An 11,207-nucleotide genomic window follows, 5' to 3' on the forward strand; every position below is an offset into this window, starting at 1 on the left:
TCCACCGGCCGCACCGTCTACATCCTCGACGAGCCCACCACCGGCTTGCATTTCGACGACATTCGCAAACTGCTGAACGTCATCAACGGCCTTGTGGACAAAGGCAATACGGTGATCGTCATCGAGCACAACCTGGACGTGATCAAGACATCGGACTGGGTCGTCGACATGGGACCCGAAGGTGGGGCAGAGGGCGGAACCGTTGTCGCCGAGGGTACTCCGGAGGATGTTGCCGCGGTTCCGGAAAGCTACACCGGGAAGTTCCTCGCCGAGGTCGTCGGCAGCGGTGGCGCATCGGACAGCACGCCGCGGCGGTCAACGAAGCGACGCAGCAAGGTCAGCGCCTGAGTCACTTCTCGTCGGAGCGCATGGACTCGCGGATCTGGGCCAGGCGCTCGGCGGCAGCGCGGCGGCGCTCCTCGTACTGGTCCTCCACGGCCTGGCCCTCGGGGGTTTCGGCGTCGAGTTCCGTGGCGCCCAACGCCGTCGCGTAGCGGGATTCAATCTTCTCCCGGACGGATTCGAAGGTCGGCACACCCGCGCTGTCGTAGGCCGGGTCGGGCTGGGCGGTGTGAGGAACGTCTGGTTGGTCGGGCATGACGGCGAACCTCGGTTCTAGTGCGGCTTGGCCAGAGGGAATGGCAGCGTTTCGCGGATGCTTCGGCCGGTGATCAGCATGACGAGGCGGTCGATACCCATGCCGAGGCCGCCGGTGGGTGGCATCGCGTATTCCATAGCTTGCAGAAAGTCTTCGTCCAGCTCCATCGCCTCGGGGTCACCGCCGGCGGCCAACAGGGACTGCGCCTTCAGGCGGCGCCGCTGCTCCACGGGGTCGGTGAGTTCGCTGTAGGCGGTGCCCAGCTCGACACCCCACGCCACCAGGTCCCACCGCTCGGCGACACCAGGCTGACTGCGGTGCGGCCGGGTCAGCGGCGACACCGAGGTCGGGAAGTCGATGTAGAACGTCGGCTTCTCGGTCCGGTCCTCGACCAGGTGCTCATAGAGCTCGAGCACCACCGCGCCGGCGTCCCAATGCGCTCGATAGGGAATGTGGGCGGCGTCGGACAGCTTGCGAAGCTTGCCCAGCCTGGTCTCGACGCCGATCTCTTCTCCCAGTGCTTCGGAGACCGCGTCATACACGGTCTTCACCGGCCAGATGCCCGAGATGTCAACCGGCTCGAGACGGTCGTCGGTGGCAGATCCGTGGGGGCGCGGGCGCATCACGATCTGCGTACCGTGGGCGGCTTCGGCGGCGTTCTGGATGAGCTCACGGCAGCCGTCGATCCACACCAGGTAGTCGGCGTGCGCCTGGTAGGCCTCCAGCAGGGTGAACTCCGGATTGTGGCTGAAGTCCACACCCTCGTTGCGGAAGGCCCGGCCCAGTTCGAACACGCGCTCCACGCCGCCGACGCACAGCCGCTTCAGGTAGAGCTCCGGCGCGATGCGCAAGAACAGGTTCATGTCGTAGGCGTTGATATGGGTGCTGAACGGCCGGGCGGCGGCTCCGCCGTGGATCTGCTGCAGCATCGGGGTCTCGACTTCGACGAATCCCTTGGCGAACAACGTCTCTCGAACGGAGCGCAACACGTTGCTGCGAGCCGTGATCAGGTTACGGGACTCGGTGTTGACCGCCAAATCGACGTAGCGAGCGCGCAATCGCGTCTCGGGGTCGGTCAGCCCCTTCCACTTGTTGGGCAGCGGCCGCAGGCACTTACCGATCATCCGCCAGTCGCGCACTATCAACGAGCGGGTCCCGTTCTTGCTGAAGCCCATGTGCCCGGTGATCTCGACCAGGTCGCCAAGATCGATGGCTGCGGTGAAATCCCTTGTGCTGCCACGCTCCACGCGTGAATTGTCCAGCAGCACTTGCATTTCGCCCGACCAGTCACGCAAGTCGGCAAACAGCGCGCCGCCGTAGTCGCGGATCCGCAATATGCGTCCCGACACCGAGACGGTGTCCTGGTCGTCCGCGTCCAGCGCCCGGGCGACTGTGTGACTGGGCGGAGTTCCCACCGGGTAGGTGTCAATGCCGGAGCGCTGCAGCGTCCTCAGCTTGGTCATGCGCACCCGAACCTGTTCGGGCAGGCGCGATCTCATCTCCTCTTCGGTGGCGGCGTCCCGCGCTTCTTCCAGCCCGCTGACGTCCGGAGCGGACCCGTCAGCATGCAGCAGCCCGGATTCCGCCAGCCGCTCCGGCACGGCGGAATGATGACCGGTGTGCTCCTTGTCGCGGCGGCTGAACGGCAGCACCAGGAAGCCCTCGGCCAGCGCGGAGGCGACCCCCACCCGGGGAATCAACCGGGCGTCCTCATAGCAGGCGTACCGCGGTACCCACTCGGGTTGGTACTTCATGTTGGAGCGGTACAGCGTCTCCAGCTGCCACCACCGCGAGAAGAACAGCAGAAAACCTCGCCACAACCGTGCCACCGGGCCGGCGCCGAGCGCGGCGCCCTGCTCGAACGCGGACCGGAACATCGCGAAGTTCAGCGAAATACGGGTAATGCCAAGGCCTTCAGCGCTCAGGGCGAGTTCGCTCACCATGAGTTCGATGGTGCCGTTGGGAGACTGCGGAGAACGACGCATCAAGTCCAGGGAGACGCCGGTGGTCCCCCACGGGACGAGCGAGAGCATCGCGACGACTTGGTCTCCGCGGTCGATCGCTTCGACCAACAGGCAGTCGCCGTCGGCCGGGTCGCCGAGCCGGCCGAGCGCCATCGAAAAGCCACGCTCGGTTTGGGTATCGCGCCAGGCGTCGGCGCGGCGGACGGTGTCGGCCGTCTCGTCGGCGGAGATGTCGCGGTGCCGACGGATGCGCACCGTCAGGCCGGCCCTGCGCGCCCGGGTTACCGCCTGGCGCACCCCGCGCATGTCCGGGCCGGACAGCTTGAAGTCGGCGGTCCGCAAGATCGCTTCGTCGCCCAGCTCCAAGGCGTTGAGGCCGGCCTCGCGATATACCCGAGCCCCTTCCGAACTGGCCCCCATGACACCGGGCGCCCAGCCGTAGGTCTGACACAACCCCAACCAGGCGTCGACGGCCTGCCGCCAGGCCCTCGGGTCGCCCACCGGGTCACCGCTGGCCAGGCAGACGCCGACCTCGACGCGATAGGTGACGGCGGCGCGGCCGCTGTGCGCGAACACCACCGACTTGTCGCGACGCGTGGCGAAGTAGCCCAGTGAATCGTTCTTGCCCCAGAGTTCCAGCAACCCGCGGATTGCGGATTCGTCCTCACCGGTTAGCGCGTTGTCGGCGCGCTGGGACTGGAACAGCACGATCGTCGCCGCAATCAACGCCAGCGCGCCGAACAACCCCATGACTGCGTTGAGTAGGACCATCGGCTTGCCGACGAACACGTCGCGGTCCACGATGGCGAACCCGATCACCCGGTTGACCACGTACAGCAGCCGATACTCCCGTTCCAGCGTTCCGGGGAACATCTCGACGAGACCCCAGCACACCCCGATTCCGATCACCCACCCGCTGACCAGCACCGCGGCCGCCTTGAACAGCGCGGCTCTGCGGACCTTGGCCCAGAACTCCCGATAGCTCAGGACCAGCAGGATGGCCACGACGACGTGGAAGACCCACCCGAGGTTCTCGCCGAAGTTTTCGGCTGCGGTGTTACCGCCCGCGGCGATATCGGCGATGTTCAACGCCGCGGCCAGGATCATATTGCCCAGCAGCAGCAGCCACGCGATGCGTTTGCGCGCGGTCAGGGCCGCGGCCAGCAACCCCAGCACGAACGACCAGGCGAAGCTGGTATCCGGGAAGTTGAACAGGTAGTCGTTGATGAATTCCCGCGGGCCATGGATGAGCCATTTGAGCAGTGGCGAGATGCTGGCCAGCAACGAAAGCGTGGCGATCACGCCGACGATCCAGCCGGCCGCCGCCGGGACCCAGCGAAGGCGGGAGTTCGACCGGCTATGCCTGCGAGCAGGGCTGCCGGTGGTAGGCGTAGTTAGTGCCACAGACCGCGAGGATATTCCTTCAACCCGTGAAATACCTGGCGAAGCGCCAAGACTGCCCAAGAGTCGTTAACCTCCTTTGATACTCGCGTGATAGCCCCTGCAATTCACGCACAAGTCACGGCCGATGCCCGTCCGGCCCGCGAGGTGCTGGACCGGACAAGGACCAGCCTCATGCCTGGTAGACTCATTCCCGCGACCATCCTGGCGAACGCCAGGGACAGTAAGTGGAGTCCCACTCCCACCGCTGGCCACGAGATCAAGTCAAGGCTAAGCGGTCCGGTCACGGGCATCGTGTAATGCCTGTTCTGCGCGTGGCGCGGGCGACTTGAGTAGCTTCAAGTTGCGATCGGTCGGCATTGGGCCCTGCTTGGCAGGGCCTTTTTGCTGATGGCGTGGCGGTTTCACCGCTGATCCTGACGGGGCCCGGGCTCGAAGCTAAACGAGGTCGTGACTAGAAGCCAAACGAGGGAGGCCCCATCAGCACTGAGACCCGCGTCAACGAGCGCATCCGCGTACCTGAAGTCCGATTGATCGGCCCAGGGGGAGAACAGGTAGGCATCGTGCGTATCGAAGACGCACTCCGCGTCGCCGCGGACGCCGATCTCGACCTGGTCGAAGTCGCCCCGAACGCCAGACCTCCGGTCTGCAAGATCATGGACTACGGCAAGTACAAATACGAGGCGGCACAGAAGGCGCGCGAGTCCCGCCGCAATCAACAGCAGACCGTCGTCAAAGAACAAAAGCTGCGACCGAAGATCGACGATCATGACTACGAGACCAAGAAGGGTCACGTGGTCCGCTTCCTGGAAGCGGGATCGAAGGTCAAGGTCACCATCATGTTCCGCGGACGTGAGCAGTCGCGGCCCGAGCTGGGCTATCGATTGCTGCAGCGGCTGGGGGCGGACGTCGCCGACTACGGATTCGTCGAAACCTCGGCCAAGCAGGACGGGCGCAACATGACGATGGTGCTGGCACCACACCGCGGCGCGAAGACTCGTGCCAGGGCGCGGCATCCGGAGGGACACGGGCCCGCAGCGGCACCGGATTCGGACGCGGCCGACGACACCAACGCCGCACCGAAGTGACCAGGACAACAAGAACGTCAAGAACAGCAGAGAACTAGAGGAAACATGCCCAAGGCCAAGACTCATAGCGGGGCCTCGAAGCGGTTCCGGCGCACCGGTACCGGCAAGATCGTCCGCCAAAAAGCCAATCGTCGGCACCTGCTCGAGCACAAGCCGACCAAACGCACCCGGCGGCTGGACGGCCGCACCACGGTTGCAGCCAACGACACCAAACGGGTCAATGCGCTGCTGAACGGCTAGCCGGCTCGCCGGACCACCGCTCCGGCACCTGACCATTTACGTACGAACGGAAGTAGGAACATCCATGGCACGCGTGAAGCGGGCAGTCAACGCCCACAAGAAGAGGCGCACCGTCCTGAAGGCCTCGAAGGGCTATCGCGGCCAGCGATCCCGGCTCTACCGCAAAGCCAAAGAGCAGCAGCTGCATTCGCTGAACTACGCCTTCCGTGACCGCCGTGCGCGTAAGGGCGAATTCCGCAAGTTGTGGATTTCGCGGATCAACGCGGCCGCGCGCGCCAACGACATCACCTACAACCGGCTGATCCAGGGCCTCAAGGCCGCGGGCGTCGAGGTGGACCGCAAGAACCTCGCCGACATCGCGATCACCGACCCGGCGGCCTTCACCGCGCTCGTTGACGTCGCGCGGGCGGCGCTGCCTGAAGATGTCAACGCACCCAGCGGAGAGGCCGCCTAACCCCCGGGCTTGCGATGCTCACCGAACGCTCGGCCAGGGTGGCCGCTGCGGTCAAACTGCATCGTCATGTTGCCCGGCGGCGCGCCGGAAGGTTTCTCGCCGAAGGCCTCAACCTCGTTGAGGCCGCTTCAGCGCACAGGCTGGTTCGCGACGTCTTCGTCACCGAGTCCGCGGCCCAGCGGTACTCGTCATTCCTCGGCACCGCCGAGTGGCCGGTTCACCTGGTGACCGAACGCGCCGCAAAGGTGCTCTCCGACACCGTGACTCCGGCAGGACTGGTCGCGGTGTGCGAGATGCCGGCGACTCGGCTGGAGGATGTGCTGGCCGGCTCACCACGACTGATCGCGGTTCCCGTCGAGATCAGCGAGCCGGGCAACGCGGGCACGGTGATCCGCATTGCCGATGCGATGGGGGCGGCGGCTGTGATCCTGGGCGGGCACAGCGTCGACCCGTACAACGGCAAATGCCTGCGCGCTTCCGCGGGCAGCATCTTCTCGATTCCGGTCGTCGCCGCGCCCGATGCTCACGCCGCCGTCAGCGCGTTGCGCGCCGCCGGGCTGCAGGTGCTGGCGACCACGGTGGACGGTGAGACGTCCCTCGACGATGCCGGCCAACTGCTCGACAAACCAACCGCCTGGCTGTTCGGGCCTGAGTCACACGGCTTGTCAGCCGAGATCGCCGACGGCGCCGACCATCGGGTGCGCATTCCCATGTCCGGCGGCGCGGAGAGCCTGAATGTGGCCTCAGCCGCCGCGATCTGTCTGTACCAGAGCGCGCGCGCGCTGGCTTAGGCGGCCTTCTTGCTCCGGCCCCGGGCGGGACGCAGGCCCGCGATCGAGAGCGTGCCGTGCACCAGCGACCCCGCGCGCTGCATGAGGAACTTGGCCGGCTCGAGCGGGGACCGGGACCGCGGGGGAAAGTAATGCATCGGCAGCCCGCGGCGGTCACGCGGCGGGCCCATGAATGCCGGCGCCTCGACCAGCGGGGCGTCGCTGCGAAGACCCCATTGCTCAGGGCTTCCAGCCACTCCAGTCAGTCACTAGCATCTTCGACTTGCTCATCTCGGAAGATCCCTAGAATTTCCCACCGCCCTTTCCACTGCTCGACCTGCTGAAGCAGGATCGAGTGATCGAGGCGGACCGCAATACCGTTCAGGGTGCCGAATTGCCCGACCGGGTGCGGACGACGACCACCGGAACTTTTGCCGATTGTGCCACCGCGGCGCCGACCGAGCCCAGCGGCATGCCAGCGAATCCGCCGCGACCGTGACTGCCGACCACCACCAGCTGAGCGTGCTCGGATTCCTCGACGAGCCAGCGGGCGGGCTGATCCCATTCCAGCCGTCGCCGCACGTGCACGTTGGGATACTGTTCCTGCCAACCAGCCAGGCGTTCGGTTAAGGCTTTCTCTCCTTGGCTTTCGTACTTCCGCCAATCCATTTCGAGGATCGGGAAGCCCCCGACGTCGCTCCACGCATGCAACGCGACAAGGGGCAGCCCCTGGCGCGACGCTTCATCGAAGGCCCACGCGGTGGCCGCCTCTGACGCGGGCGAGCCGTCGATGCCCACCAGGACACCGGCATTCTGGTTGGCCACTGATGCCTCCTCGCCGCGAATGACAGCGACCGGACAGTGCGCATGATGAACAAGACCGGTACTGACCGAGCCCATCGGAACAGGGCCGACCGCACCCATGCCGCGGCTGCCCGCCACGACCATCCGCGCCTGCTTGGATGCGTCGATCAAAGTCGGCACAACGTGCGAGTACAGCGAATACAGCACCCCGGTGCGCACCTCGGGCGGCGCTTCGCCCACCTCGGCGCAGAGAGTCTTGCGCGCCTGCTCGATGACATCCCCAGCGCTTTCCTTCTGCCACTTGGCGAAGTTCGCTTGCATCGGGCCCACGGGCCAGCTGGCACTCACCGGAGCGACGACATGCAGCAAAGTGATCAGCTCATCGCGCAATATGGCTTCGCGGGTGGCCCAGCGTACGGCGGCATCCGATTCTGGCGAGCCGTCAACCCCGACCAGAATTCCGTATTTCTCGGGCATTCCGCACTCCTTGAACGTGGTGACCGTGAGCTAAACACGCACAGTGTCCCTGATCGCCATCATCTCTCCTGCAGCCAGCGGCTGGAAGGGCCTGAAGTGGTGTTGTCAGAACATGACGCGGTTGCGCCCCGTGGAGTGCTGTAAGTCGAGCGGGCGTTTCGCCTGAGGCTCTGCGGGTTTTCACTATGCCGTGATTGTGGCTGGGACTGCAACGGATTGGTCGTCGGACTTCTCAGGGGGTTGAGCAGGGCCAGGGTGTTTCGGAGAGGTAGCGTTTGTCGGCGACTTGCCACTCGTCGTGGGCTTCGACGAGGACTGAGCTGGCAGGTCGCAGCAGCTCCATCATGACCCGCCGCCAGAAACCAGTTACCCGGTGAGCGACTGGCTCGGGGTGTGTTCAGTTAGTCAGGCGGCTCGTCCTGAACCGTATTGACGGCTGGCTAGTGCGTGCGGGTTTCCAGGCGGTAGATGGTGAAATCGTCCGGGACTCCGGTGGGTTGGTGCGCGAACATCGCACGGCGCACCCGCTTGGCGTGTACGCCGAGTTCGTCGAGCTGTTCGGGGGTCAGCCGCTGCAGGGTCGCGCCGGAGATCAGCACTTCGCCCTTGTCGGTGCATTCCATCACCCTGGCCGCGATGTTGACGTCGATGCCGAGCCAGTCCGATCCGATGCGGTGCGGCTGACCGGTGTGGATGCCGACCCGCATCGTCGGGGTGTATCCCTCTATCTCAACGTTTTTAGTGCTCGTTGAGCGGTCTGGACCGCGGTAATGGCGGTGACTGGATCGGGAAGGACCGCCATGATGCCATCACCCATGCGCTTGACGACCTGTCCACCGGCTTCAAGCAGCGGCGGTTCGACGACCTGGGCGACCCGGCGCAGCAACCTCAGCAAGGCATCGTCGCCCGCCTGCAGCGCCCATTTTGAGAAGCCGACCAGGGTCGGTGAACACCAGCGTGATTTCCTCATGGGCGGGCTGCCTGCTGCTGCGCTCCCTTATCGCCTGCCACACCTGCAGGGTGGCCATACTCAACTCCCGCGACGCGGCGTCGTCGTCGCCGAGCAGCTGCTCGGCCGCGCGTGCCGCGGTCTCCGGACCGCCGGATCCCGTCGCGGACAATCGGTCGCCGAAATGCGGATCACCGGGTAATGCTCGCCGGGCAACACGAAGGAAGGCGATCACCGCGGGGTTGTGGTCGGTGTCCGGCAGCCGCTTCGCGGCTCCGCTGGACCGCTGTGGCGACGGGTCCGGTCGATAGTCCGGTGATCCGTCAACTTCCCCGGCGGCGCGCCAGCGACGCCACCCCAGACGAGATCGCCGCGCAGCCCCCGGATCGGGGCCGGGTGGCGGCGGTGCGGACGATGACACCGGCAGCCAACTAATCAGCAAGGTCGCGGTGATTAGTCGGAAGCCGGGCCAGCCATCAAGCAGGTACGGCAAGCCCCCCGCGCTGTCTCGAAATCGACGAGATACGAGGCTCTCAGAACTCTGTGTCGGAATCACCGTGAACGGCCGACGGCCCCTCGTGGAAGTGCCCAACCGCCTATCCTTAGAGAACCCTGGAAACGCTGGGGCCTGGGATCGGCGGAGGGTCGGGTGACGGCCATAGCAGCCTGCCGGACGTGTGGCACTGTGCCCCTGGAGCACGCCGGGTTTTGTCACGGTTGTGGCTCCCCAGTCCACGACGGCGAGACCCGGGCCGAGTACAAGCAGGTCACGGTTCTCTTCGCCGATGTGGTGCACTCGATGGACATCGCCTCGGCGGTGGGTGCGGAGCGGTTGCGCGAGATCATGGCGGGGCTGGTCAACCGCTGCGCCGCCGTTGTGCAGCGGTACGGGGGCACGGTGGACAAGTTCACCGGCGACGGGATCATGGCGGTGTTCGGTGCGCCGGTGGCGTTGGAGGACCACGGGCTGCGGGCGTGCCGAGCCGCCCTGGACATCCACAGCGGTATCACCGGTCTGGCCGATGAGGTCCGCCAGCAGGATGGTGTGGATCTTCAGTTGCGGATCGGGCTGAACTCCGGGCAGGTGATCGCCGGGGAGATCGGTTCGGGCGCAGCCGGGTACACCGCGATCGGGGAACAGGTCGGCATGGCCCAGCGGATGGAATCGGTGGCGCCGCGGGGTGGCGTGATGCTCAGCGCGTCGACGGCACGGCTGGTCGAACACTATGCGGTTCTGGGTGATCCGGAGTTGGTCCACATCAAGGGCACTGATCAACCAGTAGCCGCCCAGCGGTTGCTGGGCGTGTCGGACCGGGATCGTCCTTTCGCAGCTGCTGAGTCGGCTCTGGTGGGCCGACACTGGGAGATGGCCGCTGTCGAAGGTTTACTGAAGCGTGCAATCAACGGCCAGGGTTCGGTGGTCACCGTGGTGGGCTCCCCGGGGATCGGCAAGAGCCGTCTGGTGCGCGAGGTCGCCGCGATGGCCGCTAGCCGGGGTGTCGAGGTGTTTTCCGCCTTCTGCGAATCGCACGCCACCGACATTGCCTTCCATGTCGTGGCGCAGTTGCTGCGTGCCGCCTTCGGTGTGCGTGGCCTGGGTGCCCTGGCCGCTCGTGAGCGAGTGCGCTCTCGGGTGCCGGATGCAGACCCCGAGGACTTGTTGCTCTTCGATGACTTGTTGGGCATCGCCGACCCCGAGGTGGCGTTGCCCAAGATCGATCCGGATGCGAGGCGGCGGCGGCTGACCGCACTGGTCAATACCGCCTCGCTGGCACGGGAAGCCCCGGCGGTCTATGTCATCGAAGACGCGCATTGGGTCGATGAGGTCAGCGAGTCGATGCTCGCGGACTTTCTGGCGGTGATCCCGCAGACGCCCTCGCTGGTGCTGATCACCTACCGCCCCGAATATCGAGGTGCGCTCAGCCAGGTGCAGGGTGCGCCGAGCATCGCCCTGGCCCCGCTGAGCGATCCAGAGATCACGGCACTGGTCGGCGAACTGCTCGGACCCGACCCGTCCGTGGGCGGGTTGGTCACCTTGATTGTCGAGAGGGCCGCTGGGAATCCGTTTTTCGCCGAGGAGATGGTGCGGGATCTGGCCGAGCGCGGTGTGCTGCAGGGACAGCCGGGCGGCTACGTCTCGACGGTTGATGTGGCCGAGGTCAGCATGCCTGCCACGGTGCAGGCGACGATCGCCGCCCGCATCGACCGGCTCGACCCGGCGGCCAAGCGCACCTTGAGCGCGGCGGCGGTCATTGGCTCACGCTTCAGCCGCGAACTACTGGAAACGCTGGGGATTGATCCCGTCCTGGGAGACCTATTGCGGGGCCAGTTCCTGGACCAGATCACCTTCACCCGAGATCCCGAATACGTGTTCCACCACCCGCTGATCCGCACTGTGGCCTATGAATCCCAGCTGAAATCCGATCGCGCCGAGTTGCATCGGCGGCTGGCCGCCGCGATCG

8 protein-coding genes and 4 pseudogenes are annotated in these 11,207 nt (G+C 65.9%); 6 read left to right on the forward strand and 6 right to left on the reverse strand.

The window, feature by feature from the left end; translation table 11 throughout:
- Positions 1-348, forward strand: a pseudogene (locus ACLP9N_RS28120) (excinuclease ABC subunit UvrA); the annotation flags it as partial.
- A 1-nt stretch (position 349) separates the two neighbouring features.
- On the opposite strand, the gene ACLP9N_RS28125 reads toward ACLP9N_RS28120, so the two are convergent.
- Together ACLP9N_RS28125 and lysX are read right to left on the reverse strand one after the other, a co-directional pair.
- Entirely contained in the window at positions 350-598 is a 249-nt protein-coding gene (locus tag ACLP9N_RS28125) for a hypothetical protein (protein WP_442410442.1), read from the reverse strand.
- A gap of 17 nt (positions 599-615) precedes the next feature.
- Positions 616-3,966: a bifunctional lysylphosphatidylglycerol synthetase/lysine--tRNA ligase LysX gene (gene lysX / locus ACLP9N_RS28130; protein ID WP_442410443.1), complete on the reverse strand. Its 3,351-nt coding sequence runs from the start codon at positions 3,964-3,966 to the stop codon at positions 616-618.
- A 476-nt stretch (positions 3,967-4,442) separates the two neighbouring features.
- On the opposite strand from lysX, the gene infC reads away from it, so the two are divergent.
- The 4 genes from infC (at position 4,443) to ACLP9N_RS28150 (ending at position 6,536) form a co-directional block, all read left to right on the forward strand.
- Positions 4,443-5,051: a translation initiation factor IF-3 gene (infC, locus tag ACLP9N_RS28135; RefSeq protein ID WP_442410448.1), complete on the forward strand. Its 609-nt coding sequence runs from the start codon at positions 4,443-4,445 to the stop codon at positions 5,049-5,051.
- A gap of 45 nt (positions 5,052-5,096) precedes the next feature.
- Positions 5,097-5,291, forward strand: coding sequence for a 50S ribosomal protein L35 (gene rpmI, locus ACLP9N_RS28140; RefSeq protein ID WP_083112355.1), 195 nt, complete (start codon positions 5,097-5,099; stop codon positions 5,289-5,291).
- 64 nt (positions 5,292-5,355) lie between these two features.
- Positions 5,356-5,745: a 50S ribosomal protein L20 gene (gene rplT / locus ACLP9N_RS28145; RefSeq protein ID WP_442410444.1), complete on the forward strand. Its 390-nt coding sequence runs from the start codon at positions 5,356-5,358 to the stop codon at positions 5,743-5,745.
- Between the two features lie 14 nt (positions 5,746-5,759).
- Positions 5,760-6,536, forward strand: a complete 777-nt coding sequence (locus tag ACLP9N_RS28150; RefSeq protein WP_442410445.1) for a TrmH family RNA methyltransferase — start codon at positions 5,760-5,762, stop codon at positions 6,534-6,536.
- Here the strand turns inward: ACLP9N_RS28150 and ACLP9N_RS28155 are convergent.
- From ACLP9N_RS28155 to ACLP9N_RS28170, 4 genes and pseudogenes are all read right to left on the reverse strand, one after another.
- A pseudogene (locus tag ACLP9N_RS28155) lies at positions 6,533-6,742 on the reverse strand (oxygenase MpaB family protein); the annotation flags it as partial. The gene ACLP9N_RS28150 and the pseudogene ACLP9N_RS28155 sit on opposite strands and share 4 nt — an antisense overlap.
- A 154-nt stretch (positions 6,743-6,896) precedes the next feature.
- Positions 6,897-7,796, reverse strand: coding sequence for a universal stress protein (locus ACLP9N_RS28160; RefSeq protein WP_442410446.1), 900 nt, complete (start codon positions 7,794-7,796; stop codon positions 6,897-6,899).
- A 183-nt stretch (positions 7,797-7,979) separates the two neighbouring features.
- Positions 7,980-8,133 (reverse strand): annotated as a pseudogene (locus ACLP9N_RS28165) (IS256 family transposase); the annotation flags it as partial.
- Between the two features lie 103 nt (positions 8,134-8,236).
- A pseudogene (locus ACLP9N_RS28170) lies at positions 8,237-9,007 on the reverse strand (adenylate/guanylate cyclase domain-containing protein).
- A 387-nt stretch (positions 9,008-9,394) separates the two neighbouring features.
- Between ACLP9N_RS28170 and ACLP9N_RS28175 the strand changes: the two are divergent.
- The coding region (locus ACLP9N_RS28175) for an ATP-binding protein (RefSeq protein WP_442410447.1) at positions 9,395-11,207 on the forward strand (1,813 nt) is incomplete at its 3' end.

This window comes from Mycobacterium sp. (genome assembly GCF_052144515.1).
GTDB lineage: Bacteria > Actinomycetota > Actinomycetes > Mycobacteriales > Mycobacteriaceae > Mycobacterium.

Bases quoted from the DNA above. Each gene is read 5' to 3' on its own strand.
- rpmI (WP_083112355.1), top strand. From the start codon at position 5,097: ATGCCCAAGGCCAAGACTCATAGCGGGGCCTCGAAGCGGTTCCGGCGC.
- ACLP9N_RS28160 (WP_442410446.1), bottom strand. From the start codon at position 7,796: ATGCCCGAGAAATACGGAATTCTGGTCGGGGTTGACGGCTCGCCAGAA.
- ACLP9N_RS28150 (WP_442410445.1), top strand. From the start codon at position 5,760: ATGCTCACCGAACGCTCGGCCAGGGTGGCCGCTGCGGTCAAACTGCAT.
- ACLP9N_RS28125 (WP_442410442.1), bottom strand. From the start codon at position 598: ATGCCCGACCAACCAGACGTTCCTCACACCGCCCAGCCCGACCCGGCC.
- rplT (WP_442410444.1), top strand. From the start codon at position 5,356: ATGGCACGCGTGAAGCGGGCAGTCAACGCCCACAAGAAGAGGCGCACC.